16 protein-coding genes and 1 pseudogene are annotated in these 21,342 nt (G+C 71.2%); 6 read left to right on the forward strand and 11 right to left on the reverse strand.

The features are described 5' to 3' along the window. Positions 1-66: 66 nt before the first annotated feature. From AC3IX6_RS00205 to AC3IX6_RS00220, 4 genes and pseudogenes are all read right to left on the reverse strand, one after another. The gene (locus tag AC3IX6_RS00205) at positions 67-369 is read right to left on the reverse strand and encodes a hypothetical protein (protein ID WP_489368107.1); all 303 of its coding nucleotides are present in this window, start codon (positions 367-369) and stop codon (positions 67-69) included. An 85-nt stretch (positions 370-454) separates the two neighbouring features. Then, a complete protein-coding gene (locus AC3IX6_RS00210; RefSeq protein WP_489368108.1) occupies positions 455-3,943 on the reverse strand; it encodes a S8 family peptidase in 3,489 nt (1,162 codons plus the stop codon). 299 nt (positions 3,944-4,242) lie between these two features. Beyond that, complete coding sequence (locus AC3IX6_RS00215; RefSeq protein WP_489368109.1) at positions 4,243-5,847, reverse strand: TROVE domain-containing protein; 1,605 nt, start codon at positions 5,845-5,847, stop codon at positions 4,243-4,245. A gap of 338 nt (positions 5,848-6,185) precedes the next feature. Further along, a pseudogene (locus AC3IX6_RS00220) lies at positions 6,186-6,272 on the reverse strand (WD40 repeat domain-containing protein); the annotation flags it as partial. Positions 6,273-6,574: 302 nt separating this feature from the next. Here AC3IX6_RS00220 and AC3IX6_RS00225 point away from each other — a divergent pair. Continuing rightward, positions 6,575-7,033, forward strand: a complete 459-nt coding sequence (locus tag AC3IX6_RS00225) for a GNAT family N-acetyltransferase (RefSeq protein ID WP_489368110.1) — start codon at positions 6,575-6,577, stop codon at positions 7,031-7,033. Positions 7,034-7,207: 174 nt separating this feature from the next. Here AC3IX6_RS00225 and AC3IX6_RS00230 read toward each other — a convergent pair whose 3' ends face one another. Continuing rightward, positions 7,208-7,873, reverse strand: a complete 666-nt coding sequence (locus AC3IX6_RS00230; protein WP_489368111.1) for a pyridoxamine 5'-phosphate oxidase family protein — start codon at positions 7,871-7,873, stop codon at positions 7,208-7,210. A 736-nt stretch (positions 7,874-8,609) separates the two neighbouring features. Here AC3IX6_RS00230 and AC3IX6_RS00235 point away from each other — a divergent pair. Then, on the forward strand, positions 8,610-10,106 hold the full coding sequence (locus tag AC3IX6_RS00235) for an IMP dehydrogenase (protein WP_489368112.1): 1,497 nt from the start codon (positions 8,610-8,612) through the stop codon (positions 10,104-10,106). Positions 10,107-10,250: 144 nt separating this feature from the next. Then, positions 10,251-10,592, forward strand: coding sequence for a HopJ type III effector protein (locus tag AC3IX6_RS00240; RefSeq protein WP_489368113.1), 342 nt, complete (start codon positions 10,251-10,253; stop codon positions 10,590-10,592). A gap of 250 nt (positions 10,593-10,842) precedes the next feature. Here AC3IX6_RS00240 and AC3IX6_RS00245 read toward each other — a convergent pair whose 3' ends face one another. Next, positions 10,843-11,220 (reverse strand): MerR family transcriptional regulator, encoded by a 378-nt coding sequence (locus tag AC3IX6_RS00245; protein ID WP_489368114.1) that lies wholly within the window; start codon positions 11,218-11,220, stop codon positions 10,843-10,845. A 142-nt stretch (positions 11,221-11,362) separates the two neighbouring features. Between AC3IX6_RS00245 and AC3IX6_RS00250 the strand changes: the two genes are divergently transcribed. The 3 genes from AC3IX6_RS00250 (at position 11,363) to AC3IX6_RS00260 (ending at position 13,522) form a co-directional block, all read left to right on the forward strand. After that, complete coding sequence (locus AC3IX6_RS00250; protein ID WP_489368115.1) at positions 11,363-12,334, forward strand: aldo/keto reductase; 972 nt, start codon at positions 11,363-11,365, stop codon at positions 12,332-12,334. Positions 12,335-12,523: 189 nt separating this feature from the next. Beyond that, positions 12,524-12,937, forward strand: a complete 414-nt coding sequence (locus AC3IX6_RS00255; RefSeq protein WP_489368116.1) for a VOC family protein — start codon at positions 12,524-12,526, stop codon at positions 12,935-12,937. Positions 12,938-13,123: 186 nt separating this feature from the next. Next, a complete protein-coding gene (locus tag AC3IX6_RS00260; protein ID WP_489368117.1) occupies positions 13,124-13,522 on the forward strand; it encodes a YdeI/OmpD-associated family protein in 399 nt (132 codons plus the stop codon). A gap of 23 nt (positions 13,523-13,545) precedes the next feature. Here the strand turns inward: AC3IX6_RS00260 and AC3IX6_RS00265 are convergent, their stop codons facing one another. From AC3IX6_RS00265 to AC3IX6_RS00285, 5 genes are all read right to left on the reverse strand, one after another. After that, positions 13,546-15,888 carry an ATP-binding protein gene (locus AC3IX6_RS00265; RefSeq protein WP_489368118.1) on the reverse strand — a complete coding sequence of 781 codons (2,343 nt, stop codon included), beginning with the start codon at positions 15,886-15,888 and terminating at the stop codon, positions 13,546-13,548. A 105-nt stretch (positions 15,889-15,993) separates the two neighbouring features. Next, positions 15,994-17,463: a phosphoinositide-specific phospholipase C-related protein gene (locus AC3IX6_RS00270; protein WP_489368119.1), complete on the reverse strand. Its 1,470-nt coding sequence runs from the start codon at positions 17,461-17,463 to the stop codon at positions 15,994-15,996. 564 nt (positions 17,464-18,027) lie between these two features. Beyond that, positions 18,028-18,633: a hypothetical protein gene (locus tag AC3IX6_RS00275; protein WP_489368120.1), complete on the reverse strand. Its 606-nt coding sequence runs from the start codon at positions 18,631-18,633 to the stop codon at positions 18,028-18,030. Positions 18,634-18,857: 224 nt separating this feature from the next. Further along, positions 18,858-19,865: an ArsR/SmtB family transcription factor gene (locus AC3IX6_RS00280; RefSeq protein WP_489368121.1), complete on the reverse strand. Its 1,008-nt coding sequence runs from the start codon at positions 19,863-19,865 to the stop codon at positions 18,858-18,860. 156 nt (positions 19,866-20,021) lie between these two features. Beyond that, complete coding sequence (locus AC3IX6_RS00285; RefSeq protein WP_489368122.1) at positions 20,022-21,269, reverse strand: saccharopine dehydrogenase family protein; 1,248 nt, start codon at positions 21,267-21,269, stop codon at positions 20,022-20,024. Between the last annotated feature and the right edge of the window lie 73 nt (positions 21,270-21,342).

Below are 21,342 nucleotides of genomic sequence, written 5' to 3' on the forward strand. Positions count from 1 at the left end.
CGGGCCGGGATCCCTTCCCGCCGAACGGCGAGAGGGACCGGTGCCGCTCCGTCACCGGGCCTGCCGTTACTGGATGAACAGGCTCATGCCGGGGGCGGGGCGGAGGACCTGGCCCGGCAGGACGGCGCCCGTCACGCGTCCGTCGCAGTGGGGGCCCGACCACACGAAGGCGGTCTCGTCCGTGAAGTTGGCCACCTCCGAGGGCACGAAGTCACCCAACGGGTAGCAGCCGGACGGGTCCTGCACCGCGGCCCGGTCGATGAACAGCACCCCATCCGCAGCCTGTGCCGTACCCGGCGCCGCCAGCGCCAGCGTCAGCGCCGCCGCGCACGCCCCCAGTACCCGCGCCACGCGTCGTGTCTCGCGCATCCCGGCTCACCCGCCTCTTTCGTCTTCCCGTGACCGTTGCCGTCACCGAGGGTAGGGCATCGCTACCTAGTGTGAGGAATCGACGTCAGGCCGTCAGGTAGGCCCGGATGATCGTGATCTCCGACTTGTTGCCCGAGGCGTCGGTCACGGTGCCGCGGAGGGAGACGTGGCCGCCCTTCGCCGGGTTCTTGACCGTCGCCGCGCCGGATGCCACCGGGACCGTCCGCCAGGTGCGGCCGTCGTCGTAGGAGACCTGGACCGCGAGGGACTTCGGCTTGCCGCCGAGCACGGCCACCGGAACGCGGACCTTCCGGTCGGCCGCCGACGTGCCCTTCAGGGACAGCTCCGGGGTGAAGTGCACGGTGGAAACGGGGACCGTGGCCCTCTCGCCCTCCGGTGTGGCCTTCGAGCGGAACCACCAGGCGGCGGTCACCTTGGTCGAGGTCCGCGCCACAGTCTCCGCCCGGGTGAACGAGGTGACCAGCTTGTACGAGGCGTTCGCCGCCGGGACCGTGAAGCCGCCCGAGTCGGACAGCTCCATGTCCTGCGTGCCGATCACTTCGCCGTTGCGGTACAGGACGGTCTCCCCCCGGCCGGTGAAGTCGCGGCCGATGTGGCCGGCGCCGTCCGAGAGCAGGGGCGGCCCGCCGAACAGGTCGTTGTCCCTGCGGAACAGCGCGAATCCCCCTTCGGGGGCCATGCGCGGGCCGGACACCCCGACGCCGAACCGCTCCCGGTAGGTCTGCCCGGCCCGGTACGCGACCGACGCGGCCGTGGACTGGTTCTCGGGGACGGGGAAGCCGTCGGCGTCCGTCTGCGACTGCACGGTGGCCAGGTTCCACAGCACCCCGTCCTGCGCCGACAGGTGCAGCTTCACCGAGCCCGGAAGCGGCCGCGCGACGTAGGAGGCGCTCTCCCCCACGCCGTCGGGCAGCATGCCGCGCGCGATGACCTCGCCCTGCTTGCCGGGAACCGACGAACCCTGCTCGACCACGACCGTCGCGAGCTCGTCCCGCTTGAGGTGCTTCACGTAGCCGGTGTTCAGCCGCTGTACGGGGCCGCCCGCGACGAGGTGGTACTCCTGCGCCGCGCCGTCCGTCCAGTGTGCGTCCCACTGCTGGACCAGCGTGGTGACCGGTACCGGATCCATGCTCTGCCCCCGCCGCTGGAGCGCGGGGGCGGTCCCGGTGGTCACGTCCGGGCCCATGTGCGCCGTGCGCAGGCCGGTCAGGTTCCTGACCCACATTCCGAAGCCCGCGGAACCCGTGGGCAGCCGCAGGTCGTAGTTGATCGAGACGAAATCGAGGGCGGCCGACTTCGAGGGCACGGTGATGTCCACGGGCTCGGCGGTGCGTGCGTCGACGTTCAGGGTGGTGTCACCGCTGATGTCCAGACGTGGCCGCGCCATCCAGTCCATGCCCTGGGATTCGTCGTCCACGGCCACGTAGAGCTTCGAGTCGAGCATGTACGAGCCGCGGGGCACCCGCAGCGTGTGCGTGCCGCTCTCTTCTCCGCCCCCTTGCTTGCTCCCTTGCTTGCTCCCTTGCTCGCCGCCTTCCTCGCTGCCTCCGACCCACCAGAACTCCCGCTCGGCGGCGTCTCCGGTCATCCCCTTGAGGACGGCGAGGTAGCCCCCGGGATCCTTGCCGTCGCGCCCGATGTGCTTGACGGTCAGGTCGTACGCTTCCGCCTCGACCTCGATCGCCATCCCGGTGCGGACGCTCAGACCGCCCGGGCCGGTCGCGACCACGTACCCCGTGTACGTGCCGGGCGCCAGAGCATCGAGCCGGGAGTCGACCGTGATGCCCACGGAGGCACTGCCGCCCGCGGGGACGGTCAGCCGGGGTGCGTCGAACACGAGGAAGCCGTCCGGCGCCGTACTGCCGTCCGGGCCGGTGGCCGCGCCCGACAGGTCGAGGACGATCGGGTCGGTGCCCAGGTTCCGGTAGGTCAGCTGCTTCTTCTCCGGGGTGTCGTCCTGGTGCGGCCACCGCTGGGTGGCGTAGGACAGCGACAGGGGCGTCGCGGCGATCGGCTGGCGCAGGGCGTTGGCTACGGAGATCCGGCCGCTGCCCTGCTGGAAGACGCCGTACGCGCCCGGCTTCGTGGACCCGGTCAGGACGCTCTTGAGGTCGGAGCCGGTCCAGCCGGGGTGCTGCTGCTTGAGGAGCGCTGCCGCGCCGGCGGCGTGCGGGGTGGCCATCGAGGTGCCGGACATCGACATGTAGCCGTCCGGGTCCCCGCCTTCCCCGCCACCGGACAGGGCCGCCGCCGTGACGTCGACGCCCGGCGCGGTCACGTCCGGTTTGATCACCCCGTCGCCGAGGCGCGGGCCGGTGCCGGAGAACGGTGCCAGCACGTCGGAGTCGTCCACCGCGCCCACGGTCAGTGCGGCGTCGGCGCTGCCGGGCGAGTCCACCGTGCCGGATCCGTATGCGCCGCGGTTGCCCGCCGCGATGGCGAACAGCACGCCGTGTTCGGCGCTCAGCCTGTTCACGGCCTCTTCGATGGGGTCGACGCCGGGGTAGTCGGCGGCGCCGAGGCTCAGGTTGACGACCTGCGCGCCCTGGGCGACGGCCCACTCCATGCCCGCGATGATCCCCGAGTCGCCGCCGTACCCTCTGTCGTCGAGGACCTTGCCGTTGATGATCGAGGCGCCCGGGGCCACCCCCTTGAACTTCCCGCCCGACTTGGCGCCCGTGCCCGCGGCGATCGAGGCCACGTGGGTGCCGTGCCCGAACCGGTCCTTCGCATCCTCGGAGGTGGTGAAGTTCTGCTCCGCCACGACCTTCCCGACCAGGTCGGGGTGGGTGGAGTCGACGCCCGTGTCCAGTACGGCGATCTTCACGCCGGCGCCGTCGTACCCGGCTTCCCAGGCCCGGTCCGCCCCGATCTGACGAGTGGTCCTGTCGAGGGTCGCGGAGCGTACGGAGTCCAGCCAGACCTTCGCGATCCCGGGCGCCAGAGCGGCGTTCCCGCTGGGGGCCAGGGCGCGGGCCTGCGTGCCGGTCAGCGCCTGCCAGGCGCCGGCCGCCCCCTCGTCGCTCGCGCTGACCGCCGCCGCGCTGAGGAAGTCGTACGTACGGTCCACCCGGAGCCCGTCACCACCGCGCAGGGCCGACGGGCCGCCCGGCGCGAACCCCTTCTCGTAGCCGACGATCAGCCGCAGCCGGTCTCCGTCGCCACGGGCCCCGCGGTATTCTGGCCGGCTGAGTTCCGTGATGTCGAACAGCCGGGCGTCGAGCCGCCCCGCCAGGATGAGCCGCCGCGCGTCGGCGGGGACGAGGCTGGTCCGGCCGTTGTCCCGCTGCACCGAAACGGTGATCTTCTCGCGCCCCGGTGCGGGCTGGAACCCGACGGGGCGCCCGGTGCGGTCCACGGTGACCCGGTCACCGGTGATGAGCGTGAGCCGGGTGAGCCCGTCGGCCCCCCGGCCCTGCGCCTCCCCCGCAGGGGGAGCGGCGCCGGCAGCCGCGGCGGGCGTGGTGAGTCCCGCCGCGAGAGCGAAGGCGGCGAGTACGGCTGCGGAGCCCGCGCTCGCCCCCTTCCGCCTGATTCTGGGTATGCGTCGCACGTCGGTCTCCCCCTGGTCGTAGGTGAGCGCCGCTGACCGTCCCGCGGCTCCCACCCACAGGATCGCGAAGCAACCTCGAAATGTGATGATCCATCAACTGTCTGTTACCAAACGCTCATTCACCGCGCTGTGGGCGCGCATCCGCTGCACACGGCGGGTCCGAAACCAGTAGGAGCGGGCCGCGATGGTCAGGGCGATGCCGTAGACGGCGAAGGCGGGTATCCCGATCCAGCCGGCCAGCAGCGGGAGCCAACGCGGCACCCTCCAGCCGCGCCAAGAAGCGGAGCTGTCGAAACCCCTCAGTCCTGTGACATCCATGGCCATCGGGCCTCGCGGCCGGCCTCGACGAGGCCGATCATCCGGAATCCGGCGTCCGTCAGGCCGCCGAAGGTGTGCCGGTTGGGGCCGCCGGGGCCGTGGGCGGGCTGGTACCCCGCCAGGTTCCAGGTGTACACCGGGACGTGCTCCGGAACCGGTTCCGCCGGACCTCGGCGTCCCAGGTGGGGGCCCGTCTGCTCGTCGGTGACGATCAGGACCCTCTCGTGGCCCCGGTAGTGGGCGCGTACCGCCTGTGCGGTGTCGGTGCCCCCGAGGTCGTTGAACCGCTTGAGTACGTCCAGCACGGGCTCCCCGGACCGGAACGGCACCTGCGCGCTCGACGATCCGAACTCGACCAGGTCCGCGTCCTCGGCGCGCATCGCCAGCGCCGTGCCGAAGACGGCCGCGGCGTCCGCCCGGGTCAGGGTGGACCGCTCGGAGACGGTGCCGTAGAACATGGACCCCGAGCGGTCCACGAGGATCAAGGTCCGGCCGGTCAGGGCCGGCACGTTGGCCAGCGAGTGGCTCAGCGCCGTCTCCAGGTGCACCGACCAGCGCGCCGAGGATGCGTGGCGGTGGGCGGCCAGGTAGCGGAAGGGGAACTGCCGGGACCGGGCGACCTCCTCGGCGTCCGAGATCCGTGCGGCGACTCCGGCCGCCGCCTCGTCCGAGATCCCGGCCCCGTCGAAGTTGCGCAGGTTGCGCAGCAGCGCCATCGGTCCCATCGAGGGAATCACGGCTTCCCAGACGGCGGCGTCCATCGGTCCCTGGAGCCAGCCCGCCAGCGCCTCCCAGGTCATGCCCGCCGCGGCCAGCCGCTCGGCGCCGTCCGGCCCGGTGACCACGGCTCGCCGCTCGTCCGGCGGCAATTCCATCAGGGTCCCGTGTGCGGCGAGCAGCCGGTCGCCGGGCGGCGGAGCCGCGTCCTGCGGGTGGTGCCGGCGGTCCAGTGCGTGCCGGAACAGGCCGCCCTGCCAGGGCTTGGCCGGGTCGGGGGTGGCATGGACGAGGTTGAGGACGTCGCCGAAGCGGAAGGCCTTGGACGCGGTGTCGTACTTCAGCAGGGAGCGGGAGGAGTACAGCCGCCGAACGGCGTCGGCAATGCCCCGTTTGACGGGCTGCGGGACGTTCCGCCCGTAGGCCGAGGTCCAGTGGGCGAGCAACTCGCCGGGTTCGTCGGCACGTTGGAGCACGGAGTCGATGACGGACCGGTTGGACGGCCCCGTGCGGGACCCGGCCGCGAGCCGTGCCCTGACGTACACGGCCGCGCCGACGAGGGAGGCCGTACGCATGTTTCCTTCGCCGCGGAGCCAACGCAGCAGGCCGGCCGTCCATACGGGGTCCTGGAGGGCGAGTTCACCCACGAGGCGGGTGTACCGGTCGTCGCGTCCCGGGCCGCTCTCGTAGAAGGTCTGCTGGGAGACGAAGTTCCCGACGGCCAAGAGGAAGAGTTCCTCGCGCGGCTCCCGGACGAAGCCGGGGCCGCCTTCATAGGTGAGCGCGTGCGCCCCGGTGGGGTGATGGTGGGACCACTGATCGGGCCCGGTACGGGCTGCCGCGGCGGAGATGTTCGGGGACACGAGCATCTCGGACCAGATCTTCGACGTGCGCGGGGTGTAGCGAGGCAGGGAATCCCCCCGGATCCAAGGGCAATGGGGAGCCCCGTCCGAGACGTCCGACGAGGCGGAGGGACGGGCCGGGGCACAGGCGCCCGCGCCACCCCGAGATCAGAAGTGGCCGCGGCGTCACTTGGTTTCGGAAGGAAGTAGCCGCAGCCGAGCGCATCGGGGGACGCGGTCGCGCCGTCACCATAGGCAGGCCCGCACACCGCGTGCCAGTCAATTAAGCGGCGGGATCGGCTTGTCCCGGGCGCGGCGGACGGCGTCGGCCACCAGTCGAGCTGCCGGAGCGCCATAGTGCCGTCCGAGCTGCCCGAGAGCAGGTACCGGTCGTCCGGGGTGAGCGCGATGCCGTAGACGTCATCGGTGTGGCCGTCCAGGGTCCAGGGCACGGATCGTGGTCACTCCGCGGAGCCCGCCCCGCGGCGAAGCGCGCACCCGCCGGTCGTCGCCGTCGTCATCGCCGTCGTCGGCCTCGCCCATCGTCCCCATCCCGCGCCCCCCGGTCGAACGGTTGGGGCCCCGTGTGCCCGAACCGGGTGACGGGCCGGCGGCGGGGAGTCGAAGTCGCAGATGGTCCTGGCGGGAGTGCCTCCAGGATGTCGGCGGCCTCGGTGAGGGGGCGGCCGTGGAAAACTACCCATCCGGAATGCGCCCGACGGGCGACACCCGCCATGGCACGAGAGGGAGCGCCGTGTTCGTCACCATCGCCTCGGTCGAAGAGATCCTGGACCTTCGACAGCAGGTCCTGCGGCCCGGGCAGCCCCGCGAGAGCGCCCTCACCGAGGTCGACCTGCTCCCGGACACCTTCCACCTCGCCGCCCGCACCGACACCGGCGAACTCGCCGCCTGCGCCACCTTCAGCACCGAACCCCTGCCCGACACCCCCGCCTTGGCCTCCTACGCAACCGAAGGGGTGTGGCGGCTCCGCAAAATGGCCAGCGCACCGCACGTACGCGGGCAGGGCTACGGCGGAGCCGTACTGAGCGCCGGCCTCGACACCTGCGCCACGCGCGGCGGTCGGCTCGTCTGGTGCAGCGGCCGTCTCGCCGCCTCCGGCTTCTACCGACACCACGGCTTCACCCCCGTCGGCGACCAGTACACCGTCCCCGGCATCGGCCAGCACCACCACTTCGTCCGCCAACTCCCCTGAGACGAACCCCAGAAGCGGGCCGTCAGGAAAACGCCGGCTCTGGCGTGTTGCGCGTACTCAGGTGGCGGCGCTCAGACCTCGACCTGGATTTCGACGACGACGGGTGCGTTCCGGGAGGGTGAGTCCGGCCGCGGCGAGCCGTTCTTCCGGGGTGCCTGTGGCCACTCCGGTGGGTCAGCGGTCCTGGCGGAAGCGGTGGACGGTCGGGTCGTAGGCGGGGGCGGGGAAGCGGGTTCCGGTGATGGTGTCCGGGACGGGGGCGCCGGCGGTGGTGGTCAGCGGGATCCATCCGGCCCATGCCTCGACGGCGTCGTCCTTCGGTTCGTCGCGGGCGAAGCCGGCGCGGACCTTCATGGAGAACTCCTCGATGGGCAGGGTGAGGCACGCGGTGTAGTGGGCTTCCTCGACGCTGGGGCGGCGGGCGGCGTAGGGGCCGTCCAAGCGGCCGGGGACGACGCTTTCGACGACCCGGGCGAGTGCGTCGGCGCGTTCGGCCGGGTCCTCGATGGGGGTGGCCTTGCCGAAGACCATGACCGAGCGGTAGGCGGCCGAGTGGTGGGAGGAGGCCCGGCCCAGGATGACACCGTCGATCAGCGTTGCGGTGACGCACAGTGGCGCACCGGCGGCCGCGGTGGTGATGAAGCGGCCGAACGCGGAGCCGTGCAGGAGGAGCTGGTCGCCCTCGCGCATGTGCAGGGTCGGGATGACGACCGGCCCGTCCTCGGTGGCGAAGCCGACGTGGACGGCGAGGGCTTCATCGAGGATGGCGTACACGGCGTCGCGGTCATAGGTGACCCGCTCGGGGTAGCGCTGGGCGGTGGTACGCGCGGTAGCAGACATATCGGGCACTTTAGGTATCGTCCGACCGTCCGGCCGGGAGGTCGGGCCGCCGTTTGCCGCGCATTTGCCCGAACGGAGGCCATCTTCTGCGCGGTGGCCCGGACACGGCGGTTTCGCGAGAATCTCGACCTCCTTCAGCAGCCGCATCGAGCGCTACCGAAAGACGGGACCGTGTCGCTCCGTGCCGTCTGGACACAAGGCGGCGAAACGCCGGTCGAGTAGATCCAAGCAGTCATGAATCCCCGGTTTCAGGCCGGCGGCGCCCTCGCGCATCAGCGGGGCGGCCCGCACGTTGCGGCCGGCGGTGATCAGCAGGCGCCCGGCCGTGATGAACCACGGCCGCCATCCGTCGTCCGGGTGAAGGCGAGCGAACTGCTGTTCCGGTCCGCGAAACGACGGCCTGTTCCCGGGCAGTGAGAGACCGGGCCTTCGAGCACGGCGTCCTCGCCCCCGCCGAGCACCGCCGAGCACCGCCGGGAACCTCGCCCTGCCCGTCCGGTTGCTCACAACCGGCAATTGCCTTTGAAACGAACGGGATTCGCGCAGCGGCCGGGTAGTCGATAAGGTGCCAGGTCACGACCGCCTCCGGATTGAAACGCGGGCAGGTCAGGGTTCCGCCGCAGCTCGTGGCACCTCCGTAGCTGCCATGCCGGTACCTGCCTGCCCGGGTCTCGGGACACGGGGCGGCCTTCACGGCCGGACAGTCGGGTTCCGGTCGGCGGATCAGGAGGAACGAGTGGCACAGGTCATCGCCGAGGTCTCGAGGACGTTCAACGAGTTCCTGCTCTTGCCCAACCGGACCCGGACCGACTGCTCGCCCGCGACGGTCAACCTCCGTACGCCCCTGGTGCGGCACGTCGTCGGAGAGCCGTCGGCGATCGAGCTCGGCTCCCCGTTCACCTCCGCGATCATGCAGGCTGTCAGCACACCGGAACTCGCCATCGCGCTCGCACGCAACGGCGGTCTGAGCTTCCTGCACCACAACCAGTCGATCCAGGACCAGGCCGCAGCCGTCCGCCAGGTGAAGAACTTCAAGGCCGGATTCGTCACCAGCGACACCAACGTCCGACCCGACGACAGCCTGAGTCACCTGGTCGCCGTGATGCAGCGCACCGGGCACAGCACCGCCGCGGTCACCGAAGACGGCAGCGCCACCGGCCGCCTGCTCGGCCTGGTGACCTCCCGGGACTTCCACCCGCAGCGCCACGACCTCGACGGACCGGTGAGCGGTCGGATGACCGCCGTCGCCGACCTTCCGCACGCCGCGGCCGACACCACGCTCTCCGAAGCCAACGCCCGGTTGTGGGAGCAGCGGCTCGACTGCCTCCCCGTGCTCGACGCCGAAGGCCACCTGCAGTACCTGGTCTTCCGGTCCGACTACACCGACAACAAGCGCTTCCCGAACCAGGCCGTGGACGCGGCAAAGCGTCTGCGGGTGGGCGCGGGCATCAACACCCACGACTACCAGGAGCGCGTTCCCGCTCTGCTGGAGGCGGGCGCCGACGCCCTGTGCTTCGACTCCTCCGACGGGTACAGCGACTGGCAGGCGCACGCGCTGACCTGGGTGAAGAAGCACTACCCGGAGATCCCCGTCGGCGGGGGCAACGTGGTCGACGGCGAGGCCTTCACCTTCCTCGCCGAGGCCGGTGCGGACTTCGTCAAGGTCGGCGTGGGCGGCGGCTCCATCTGCATCACCCGCGATCAGAAGGGGATCGGCCGCGGCCAGGCCAGCGCGGTCCTGGACGTCGCCGCCGCGAGGGACGCCTTCCGCGATCGCACCGGCGAGTACGTGCCGATCTGCTCTGACGGCGGGCTGGTGCACGACTACCACGTGGCGCTGGCACTGGCGATGGGAGCCGACTTCGTCATGATGGGGCGTTACTTCGCCCGCTTCGACCAGGCGGCCGGCGCGAAGCTCCCCACCCGGGACGGCTTCGTGAAGGAGTACTGGGGCGAGGGCTCGAACCGTGCCCGGAACTGGCAGCGCTACGGGCAGGGAGGCCAGGGCCTGATCTTCGAAGAGGGCGTCGACGGCTACGTCCCCTACGCCGGCGACCTCGACGAAGGGCTCGCCGTGACCATCGCCAAGCTCAGGACCACGATGGTGTCCTGCGGCTCCGGCACTCTTCCGGAGTTCCAGTCCACGGCCCGGCTGACCCTGGTCTCCGACCAGAGCTTCCTGGAGAGCCACGCCAACGTCACCCTGCGCGACACCCCGCCGACCGTCGCCTGAGAGGCTGCCGAGAGGCAGGGATCGCTGCTGGTCGGAGGGGAAGATCGGTCGTGTCGCGCGATTCCTGCCGGCCGGCCGTGAGCGGGTAATGTCGTCCGGTCACGGACGGCAATCGGATCGTCCGTTCAACCCTGAGGAACCGACATGACTGATCTGAACTCGCTGCGGACGAGCCTTGCGTCAGGTGAGCACGAGTTCGCCGCCACCTTGGCCTTCGTCTCCGCGCACTACGCGTATGAGCCGCAGGCGTTCCGCAACGGGGAGCTGGAGAACGCCGCCGGGGAGAACGAGGGTTCCTGCAAGACGCTGGGACTGGCCCTGCTGGAAGGGCTGAGCGGCCAAGAGGCGCTGCTGGCCTTCGGTGAGCACTACCGCAGCGTGCTGGCGACGCCGAACGGCACTGATCACGCCAACATTCGCAACCTCATGGCCCATGGTCTGGCAGGGGTGAGCTTCGCCGCGGAGCCGTTGGCCCGCAAGAGCTGAACACGCCTGCACGCTCTTGCTCGTTAGCAGGAGGGGCCGCTACCGGCGACCGGTGTGTGGGGGTTCGCCGAGGATCCCGAGCAGGCGGCCGTCCCCGCCCGCACCACCCCGTCGTCGACGATGACCTTCGGCAACCCGGGCAACAAGCCCGTCCTGGGGCGTTGGGACGGCGGCACCCGTCGCCTACGGCGACACGGGCGACACGAGCGACACCCCTGCGGCCCCGCTCCGTGCGCCGGTAGCGGACGCATCAGTTCAGTGCCCGCCGGTAGAAGGCGATCTTCTCGCGGACGTAGGCCTGCTGGCCGCGCAGGTGGTCGATCTGCTCGTCGACCTGCGCGTCGTGCTGCTCCAGCAGGGCCAGGCGCTCGGCGAAGGTCCCGTCGCCGTCGCGGACGAGTCCGGCGAAGCGCCGCATCTCGGCGATCGGCATTCCGGTGTCGCGCAGGCAGCGCAGCACGGCCAGCCACTGGAGGTCGTGCTGGGTGAAACGGCGGTGGCCGGTGTGCGAGCGGTGGACGGTGCCCAGCAGGCCGATGCGTTCGTAGTACCGGAGGGTGTCCAGGCTGAAGCCGGATCGTTCCACCGTCTCGGCGGGGGTCAGGTACTCGGTCGTGGGTGCGCTCATGCGGGGATCATGCCATCGGCGGTGACGGGCCGCCGAGGGGTTTGACCTGGACCGCGCTCCAGGTGGCACGGTTCCTTTCACCGCTCCCGGCGCCCAGCGCCGACGGTCCGACACCCCCGCCCCCTTCCTCAGAGGAACTCCCATGCGTTTCCGTACCCTTGGCCTGCGCGCGGACGGCGCCCCCGGCCCCAAGGTGAGCTCGCTCTGCCTCGGCACCCTGCCGTTCGGCACCCGCATCGACGAGCAGCGCGCGATCGAGCTGCTGGACCGGTTCGTCGAGCGCGGCGGCACCTTCATCGACACCGCGAACTGCTACTCCTTCTGGCTCGACGGTGCGAACGGCGACGAGAGCGAGCTGGTGATCGGACGCTGGCTCGCCGCACGCGGCAACCGGGACGAGGTCGTACTGGCCAGCAAGGTCGGCGCCCGGCCGACCGGTCCCGGTGAGTGGCCCGGCACCGCGGAGGGGTTGTCGGCGGCAGCCGTCCGGGCCGGTGTCGAAGGCAGCCTCAAGCGGCTCGGCACCGACCGGCTCGACGTCTTGTACGCGCACATGGAGGACCGCCGGCCCGCGCTGGCGGAGACGGTCGCGGCGTTCGGCGGGCTCGTCGCCGACGGCACCGTCGATGTCCTGGGCGTCAGCAACCAGGTCACCTGGCGCATCGACCGGGCCCGTGCGCTGGCCCGCGAGCAGGGCGGGGCCGGGTACAGCTGCGTACAGCAGCAGTACACCTACCTTCGGCCCCGGCCCGGGGCGACCTTCGGTTCCTGCGAGCACGCGACGCCGGAACTGCTCGACTACGTCCGCAGCGAACCCGGTGTCACGCTGCTCGCCTACACCTCCCTGCTGGCCGGCGCGTACACCGACCCCGCCAAGCCCCTTCCGAGCGGCTTCGACCACCCGGGCGCCGCCGCCCAGTTGGCCGCCCTGGCCGACGTGGCGGCCGAGACCGGCGCCACCGCCAACCAGGTCGTCCTCGCCTGGCTGCTCGGGGGCGATCTCCCCGTCCTGCCCGTCGTCGGCGCCTCGACCGTCGGCCAGCTCGACGAGGCCCTGGACGCCGTCGACCTGGACCTGACCCCGGCCCAGCGCGCCCACCTCGACCGGGCGTAGGGCCTGAACTCGACGTCGTCCTCCCGGCACCGGCGGGGCGGCGGCGGGGACTCCCGGCCGGTCTGGGCCCGGCCGTCTCCAGGACTGCGCACGGGACGTCTGCCCGAATCGATCAGGAATCGAGAAGCGCGGCTCGCGGAACGCCTCTAGCCTGCTCTCCATGGACCTCACCAGTGCAAGGAGCACGGCATGAAAGCGCACGTCAGCTCGATCCTTCTGGGCGTTCGGGACATGGACCGGGCCAAGCAGTTCTACACCGAGGGGCTCGGCTGGAAGATCCAGAGCGATTTCGGCATCTCGGTGTTCTTCGCCTCGGACGGCGCCTCGCCCGTCGGCTTCTACAGCCGCGAGGGCCTCGCCGACCAGGTGGGCACGGACCAGGAGGGCAGCGGCTTCAGCGGACTGGTTCTGACCTACGTCGTCCGCAGCGAGGCGCGGGTCGACGAGATCCTGGCGGAGGCGCAGAAGGCCGGCGCCACGGTTCTCAAGCCCGCCGGCGCTCTGCCGTGGGGTGGGTACGGCGGCACCTTCGCCGACCCGGAGGGCTACATCTGGAGTCTGGGCTACAGCGACCAGGGAACCGACCAGCCCTACGCCGAGTAGAGGCGAGCTTCCTCTCACAGGGGTCCGGGACGGCGGGGCGCGTGCCGCTGCCGTCCCGGACGGCTGTGACCCCGTGCGCGTTGCGGGAGCGGCAATCGGAGTCCGGCGGACGGGATCCGCGGTGAACGGCACGACGAACAGGAGAAGATCGTGAAGTTTCGGTCCATCGTTGAACCACCTGAGCCCATGCGGGGTCTGGAAGTTCCGCCCGAGGTGGTGGCGGCGCTCGGCGAGGGCTCGCGGCCGCCGGTGACGATCACGATCAACGAGCATTCCTGGAAGAGCCGGGTCGCCCTCCTGCGCGGCCGCCACCTGATCGGCCTCAGCCATGCCAACCGGCGCGCCGCGGAGGTGGAGATCGGCGAGGAGATCGAGGTCGAGCTGGAGCTCGACACCGAGCCGCGCGTCGTCGTCGAGCCTGCGGACTTCGCCCAGGCCCTGGACGCCGACCCGGCCGCCCGGGCCGCCTACGACCACCTCACGTACAGCCGCAAGCGCGAGCACGTGCGCGCCATCGAGAGCGCGAAGAAGCCCGAGACGCGCCAACGGCGCATCGAGACGGCCATCGCCACCCTGCGGGGCTGACCCCCGAAGGCCCGTCCCGCTCCTCAGCCGGTTGAGTCGGGTACGACGCCGGAGGCCGGGTCGATTTGGCGGAGGTGGTCGGCGGCTTCCGATGTGCGGGGGTTGTTGAGCCGGACGAGGGCCTCGTGAGCGGTCGTCAGGACCGTGTGGGCTTCGTGGGTCCGGTTGAGGTGGAGCAGGACGATGCCGAGGTCGAGGCGGGCCGGTTCGCTCCAGGCGGGCATCCGCGCTGCCTCGAAGTGGGTGAGGGCGTAGCGCAGGAGGTGTTCCGCCTCGCTCCCGCGGTTGAGGGCGGCGAGGTCGTTGCCGATGTGCTGGCGGGTTGCCGCGAGGTAGAGGCCGATCAGTTCCGGGGGCTTTCCCGGGACACCGGTGCGGCAGATGGCTTCGCTGCGGCGGTGGATGGCCAGGGCCTCCTGCGCGCGACCGGTCTGACGCAGATGCTGGCCAAGGGAGTTGAGGGCGGTGAGCTCGGCGAGTCGGCTCTCCGGGCCGGTCTGCTTGCCGAGGTGGTCGGCGGCCTCGCGGAGCCAGGTGATGGATTCGCCGGTTCGCCCGAGCCGGTGGAGTGCGCCCGCGGCGTAGCCCAGGGCCCAGCCGACCTGGAGCTGGTCGCCGCTTTCGCGTGCTGCGGCCAGGGCCGCCTGTGCGGTGGTCAGGGCGGCGGCGTGGTCGTAGAGGCACATGTTGTAGGCCCAGGCCAGGTAGTTGAGGTGGACGGCCTCGTCGCGTTTGCCGCCCAGGGCGCGGGCTGAGTCGACGGCCCACTGGAAGACCTGGGCCCATGCCTCCCAGTGCGGGGTGCGGTCGGAGAACCAGTGCATCGCCTCGGCGGTGTCGATGACCTGTTGGTGCAGGCCCCGGGCTTGGGCGCGGCCCAGGGCGGCGAGCCACTGCGCCTTCTCGGCCTCCAGCCAGAGCCGTGCCTGTTCGTGGTCGGCGGGTGCGGTGGCGGGGTCGGGATCGGTGGCGGGGCCGGTGTCGTGGTGGGGTGCGGTGTCGAAGAGCCGGGCTGCGGCGGTCGCGCGGCGCAGCATCCAGAGGTCGGCCCGGTTCTGGGCGCCTGCGGTGTGTGCGGGCTCGTCCTCTTCCGCGAGTTGCTCGGCGGCGAAGAGCCGGAGGAGGTCGTGGAAGCGGTAGCGGTCTGCGGTGGGGTGGGGTTCGAGCAGCCCGGCGTCGGTGAGGTCCTGGGCGCATCCGGCGGCCTGGCGCAGGGGCAGTCCTGCCAGGAGGGCGGCGCTCCGGGGGCTGAAGTCGGGGCCGTCCGCGAGCGAGGCGCGGCGGAAGACGGTGCGGGTGGGCGGGGGCAGTTGCCGGTAGGACAGGGTGAAGGCGGCGCGGACCCGCAGCGAGCCGGCTTGCAGGGTGTCCAGGCGTGTCGTGCTCTCGGCGAGCCGTGTTGCGAGTTTGGCGAGGTGTTCGCCCGGCTGGGCGGCGAGGCGTTGTGCGGCGATGCGGACGGCCAGGGGCAGGTGTCCGCACAGGTCGGCGAGGTCGCGGGCGGCCTGGCTCTCGCGGCTCACCCGTTCGGGTCCGATGACGCGGGTGAGGAGTTCGACGGCTTCCTCGCGGCGCAGCAGGGTGAGTTCGGGGCGGTGGACCGCTTCGAGGCCGGCCAAGGTGTTGCGGCTGGTGACGAGGGTGAGGGAGGGGCCGTGGCCGGGCAGCAGGGGGCGGACCTGGGCTTCGTCGGCGGCGTTGTCCAGGAGCAGGAGGATCCGCCGGTCGTGCAGTAAGGAGCGCAGGAGCCCGCTGCGGTCCTCGGTGGTGGTGGGGATGGCGTGGTCGGCGGCGCCGAGGGCGCGCAGGAGCCGGGCGAGGGCGTCGCGCGGCGGAGTGGGACGGGGGTCCATGCCGCGCAGGTCGATGGCGTACTGGCCGTGCGGGAAGTGGGGGGTGAGGGTGTGGGCGGCGTGGACGGCGAAGGCGGTCTTGCCCAGGCCGGGCTGTCCGGTGACCACGGCTACGGGCGGGTGAGCGGGGTCGAGGTGGTCGACCAGGGTGCGGAGCCGGTTCAGGGCAGGGCCGCGGGCGGTGAAGTCGCCTAGATCGCGCGGCAGTTGGAGGGGATGGTGCGGGACGGGCCGGGTCGCCGGCCGGATGGCGGGCACGGCTTCGCGGCGGGGACGGGGCCGCGGGCGGCCGAGGCCGGCGGTGTGTTCCAGCGCGGCGGCGGCCGCACCGTCCAGGCCCAGGGCGGTGACGAGGGCCTGTACGGTGCGGCGCTGCGGCCCCCGGGAGCGTCCTCGTTCCAGGTCCGAAAGGGCCCGCACGCTCAACCCGGCGGCCTGTGCCAGTTCCTCCTGGCTGAGCCCCGCACCCGTTCGCAGAGCGTGCAGGCGCGCGGCGAACCCCCCGTTGTTCATGACTCGAATCCCCTGGTCAGCGTGGCCCCCCGAGTCGGCGGGTCCTACCGGCAGAAGTATGCCAAGGCGACGGACGTGAGGGGTGCCCGGATCAGGCCCGTGGGGTCATCCGCGGGTCGGGCAGACGTCCTGCGTGACCTTGCCGGCCTTGCCGCCGGTCGTCGCCGGGTCCAGGGTCAGGCACTTGCCGGTCCACTGGTTGATGAAGTAGAAGGCGCGCCTGCCGCCGTACTGCTCCGCCGGCATGACCTCCCAGAGCTGGTTGGACGAGGCCCACCGGCTCTCGCAAGGCCACCAGAACAGCTGCATGCCGTTGCCGGGCGGCACTCCGAGGTTCCACGGGATGGTGAGGCAGTTGCCGTTGCCCGCCTTGATCCAGTAGTAGTTCTTGCTGTCGTACGGCGGCAGGGGGACCGTCCACTGCTGGCTGCTGGGCGCCGGGCTCGCGCAGGCCCGCTGCGTCATCACGCCGCCCGTGCCGTCGGGGAAGTTCTCGCCGCGCACCATGCAGCGGTTCGGGGCGGTGGTCTCGTAGGTCTGCCCGATGAACTGCCTGTTCGAGGTGACGGTCCACAGCGCCGGGTGCGGCGCGAAGATGTGGGCGTTGCGGTTGAGTTCGTTGACCACGGACATCGGGGTGACGCCACTGGTGTCGCTCTGCTCGTAGAAGTTCACCGCGACGTAGTTCGGGTTGTGGCCCGCGGCGGGACGGCAGTCCTTGTCGATGCGGTTCTTCAGGGCCGAGCCGTTGTCGCCCGGCGCCTTGGCCTCCGGGTTCGGCACGCTCGAGTCGAACTGGTTCATGGTGAACAGCGGCGTCAGGGCCGTGCCCGGCATGGGGTTCTGCCCCACGGGGTTGCTGTTGCGCGACGCGCAGCCGCTGGGCCGGCCGTCGTAGTCGTAGAGCGTCTCCACCGTACGGTTCCAGGTGTACATGAGGCGCCCGTATTCCTTGGTCCCGTCACTGGACTTGACCGGAACGTCGTCGCCCCACCTGTCCTGGAACACCACCAGGCGGCGGTTGTCGGAGACCATGTCACGCAGCCGCGGCCAATTCCGCTTGTCGATGTCGTACTGGGTGGGCGAGAACAGCAGGTTCTTGGCGTTCTCGGACTCCAGTACGTCGGTGACCGCCTGGGTGAGCGACGCGCGGCTGGCGTAGTTCTCCAGGAAGATGGTGACCACTTCGTCCGGGTGGGCCTTGAGGAAGTCCACCACCCTGCCGAGCCCGGCGCGAAAGGTCTCGTGGCAGGAGAACGTGGAGTGGCACAGCATCAGGTCGACGTTGCCCTCCTGGTCGTAGGCGATGTCGTAGGTGTCGAGCATCAGCCCGCGCACGCCGTCGTCCAGCTGCCGGGAGATGGTGCGCGACTGGTTCCGCGGCGGCACGATGCCCGAGTCCGCGTAGGAGTTGTGGGTGGTCAGCGACGACCACTGGTCGAGGCGGGCGTCTCCGTACTTGCTCCCGGACGCCGCCACGGCGGCCGTGGGGGTGGGCAGCGTCGCGGCCAGGAAGAGCAGCGGCAGGACGGGTAGGGCCAGCCTTCGCAGTACGCGGAAGCCTCTTGCAAACATGTCGTTCCCCAAGGTCAAGACGGTCGTCGGAACCGGAGCGTGCGTGCGGTACCGGTTGCCGGACGGCGGTGTGCGCGACCGCGGTGTGCGCGGCCCGGGGCACCATGACGCCAGGCGGCCCGGCCCGCCGTCCGTTCCGCGTCGAGCCAACACCGTGGGCAGGGGGCCGGACCATGCGGTTCCACCGGCAGAAGTAGGTCCCGCCTATTTCTGCCGGTGGAACCGCGGGACCGGGCCCCCGGCTCGGGGACGGCGAGTTCAGTACGTCCGGTAGCCCGGCTGCCCCAGGATCTCGGCGATGCTTCTGGTGGCGCTGTCAGGGACACGGAAGGGGTACCCGGGTTGCCGGTCGGGCGGGGCGATCAGCAGGCTGTGACCCACAGGGAGCTGATGTTGTCGTTTCGGTTGTACTGGGAGGTGTTGCCCTTTAAGGAGCGCCACCTGGACATCACAAGATCCACCTTCGGTTGGGAACAACTGGACTCCTTCCCTCCACTAGCGCAGCCGGAAACCGGGAACCACATGCGAGAACAAGCCTTTGAGGGAGCGGCGGGGCTTCGTACCTCAGGCTCGTAGGCCGGCCCGTCGCAGTGCGACCTTGGCGAGATCGGCGATCACTGGTTCGTCGCCGCGGCGCCAGGCATCGGCCAGTCCTCCAGCAGGGGCGGGCACCGCGGCGAGATCGCCCAGGGGGCCCGTCAGGGCCCGTAGCGCGAGCAGGTCGGCGCCTCCGGGGGCCTCGAAGAGGCGGCGCGTGGCGGTACTCCGCCGGATCCAGCGCAGACGCGGCGGGAGCCACAGCAAGAGGACGAAGGTGACCGGTACGACGATGAGAGCCGTGGTGGTGAGGGTGGCGACCTGGCTGACGGTGTCCTGAAGCGACTGTCCGGCATCGGCGAACCCGGTGCTCGCGTCGGCCGCGGACTGCAGCGGCGTCTTCAGCAGGTCACCGACGAGCGGCACCTTCGAAGCCGCGTTCCCGGCGTTGCCGAGTTCGGTGGCCAGGCTGTCGCCCGAGCTTTCGACCTTCCGCCCCGGCTCGGCCAGCAGCATGATCGTGCTGCGGACCGCGAGGGCGAACAGCACCGCCGCGGCCACCAGGAGCACGGCGAGCAGATCCGCGAGCAGCTGGCGGTTCCGACGCGCTGGGGTCTGGGCGTAGATACGCATCGAGGAGGCTCCCGTTCGTGTCGCGGTGGCGAGGGCAGCGGTCCCCCGTCCGGAGAGGAACCGTCGGTCGCCCACCACGCACTCGACTCTTCCACCGCGCTACGCGGCCAAACCCCCGACGCACCGCCACCGCCGCCCACCACCCCGCACGAGACTGCCATCGGCCGAACAGCCTGATCATCACGCCGCCTCAGGCATTCATTTCCGGCCGGTTCGGGGGCCGATCAGCCGTGCTCGGCCAGTGGGCTTCCCAGGAGTTCGGCGCCCAGCGGGGTGACGGTGTGCACCACGGATTTACCGCGTCGGCTCGTGGTGATCAGATGCGCGTTGCGCAGTACCGTCGCGTGCTCGCTCGCCGCTGCGATCGACACGTTCAGGCGTCGCGCCAGCTCGGTGGTGCTGCACCCTTCGGTGGCCACTTTCAGGGCGGCGGCACGCGTACGTCCCAGCAAGGCGCCCAGTGACGGGTCCTCGGTCTGCTCCGCACCCCACAACGCGGCCCCCGCCTGCACGTCGCCTACGGTGGGAATGGCCAGTGTCGGCGCCGAGGTCTCGTCCTGCGAGTCCCACAACAGTGCCGGGTCCCGCCACAGGAAGACCGTCGGCGCGATGACGAGCCCGCGCCCCCCGAGGTGGACGTCGACGTGCCGGTGGTAGCGCACCTCCAGGACGGGCGCCCGCCACCGCACCAGCGGGACGCACATCCCCTCCAGCAGGCGTTCGATCCCGCCGTCGAGCAGCGTCCGCGCGAAGGTCGCCCGTACGCCCTCCACATGGGATCTCGCCCTGTTCCAATAGGGAGCGACGATCGCCTCGTTGCAGGCGGCGAGCCCCGCGGCGAAATCCCTGCGGGCTTCGAGGTCGCCGGACGCCAGGTTCCGGGCCCACGACAGCTGCGAGGGGTGGAAGGCGATGTGCTCGAGCTCGGTCCGCAAGCTGGCGGCCGATGCCCGCAGCAGGTTGTCGATGCCCTCCTCGACGGACGGCGTGTCGCCCATCAGTACCGTCAGGTCGATGTCCGGGCCGTCCATGGCCATCAGGCTCGTGAACGGGCGGGCCCGTGCACCCAGCCGCCCGCGGACCGCCTCCTGCCAGGGGCGGAAGGGCAGGGCCGCGGCGGCGCAGCCGCCGCGCAGCAGCCTCAGGCCGTACGTCGTTTCCGCGGCCGCCCCGATCGTCGCGGCCACGCGGGTCCGAGCGAGATCCTCGGCGGTGAAATGAATGCGCAGCACCGAGCATCCTCCATCGCTGTGCGCCCCGGCGCCACTTGATCGCCCAGCGCAGTCTGCGCCCTGGCTACGCCTCCGTCCAGGACCTGTTTCGGCCAAGATCCACAGCTCCGGTCCTCGGGTGCGGCGTGGGGCGGTTCGGCACCGGTACCGGCACCGTCAGTGGTTCGGCGCCGGGGCCGGGTCCTGTTCCCGGATCGCCCAGGGAGATCCGTACGCGGTGAGCAGGTCCAGGAAGGGGCGGGGCGCCATGGCCTCAGGGCCGAGGACCCCGGACCCGGTCCAGACCTCGCCGGCGAGGAGTTCGAGGGCCACCACCGGGTTGACGGCGGTCTGCCAGACCACGGCCTGGGAGCCGTACTCGCGCATGGACCACTGGTTGTCCACCACGTGGTAGAGGTACACCTCGCGGGGCAGGTCGTTCTTGGTGCCCTTGACCCAGGTCCCGGCGCAGGTGCGGCCGGTCATCCGGTCCCCGAGGGCCGCCGGGTCGGGCAGGCAGGCGGCGACCACGTCGCGCGGGGAGACACGGACCGGGCTGCCGTCCTCGCCGCGGACGGTGACCGGTTCGGTGGAGTCCAGGCCGAGCGCGTGGAGGGTCTTGAGCTTGTCGATGAAATCGTCGCCGAGGCCGTACTTGAAGGTGACCCGGCGGGCTCCGACCCAGCGCGGCACGAGGAGGACCTCCTCGTGCTCGACGTTGACGCACTCGACGGGGCCGATGCCCTCGGGGAAGTCGAAGACCTCCGGCTCGCTGAACGGTGCGGTGGTGAACCAGCCGCGCTCGCGCTCGTACACCACGGGAGGGTTCAGGCATTCCTCGATCGTGGTCCAGATGTTGAAGGACGGGGCGAAGTCGTAGTCCTCGACGGCCAGATCGGCCCCGTCCCTGATGCCGATCTCCTCGATGTCGTCGAAGAGTTCCTCGGCCGCGTAGCGGGCGAAGACGTCCGAGAGGCCGGGCTCGACACCCATCCCGACGAGCGCGAGGCGGCCCGACTTCTCCCACTCCGCGGCCCGTTCGAACTGCTCGTCGCCGAGCTTCACGCCGCACGTGCCGTACGGATCCGCGGGGTGCGGGCGGGACAGGGACATGGCCATGTCCACGTAGTGGGTGCCGGCCGCCAGCGCGGCGTTGAACAGCGGCATCACGAACCGCGGGTCGGTGGCGTTCATCAGGACGTCGCACCCGTGCTCGGTGAGCAGCCGCGTGATCCCCTCCTCGTCGGAGGCGTCCGCGCGGCAGGCGCTGAAGCGCTGCTCCGCCTCGCCCAGGGCGGCGACCGCGGCCTCGGCGCGGGCCAGGTCGTAGTCGGCGACGACGAAACGGTCGAAGAAGCCGCGGCGGGCGGCGATCTTGGCGATGGCGCTGCCGACACCGCCGGCACCCACAAGCAGAACACGCATGACGAGGTCCTTTCCCGGTGGGGCGTGTGCCCCAGGAGGCTGATGGAACCGCCTGCCGAGAGTTAAGGTCAAT

This window comes from Streptomyces sp. GL_141, from assembly GCF_057834385.1.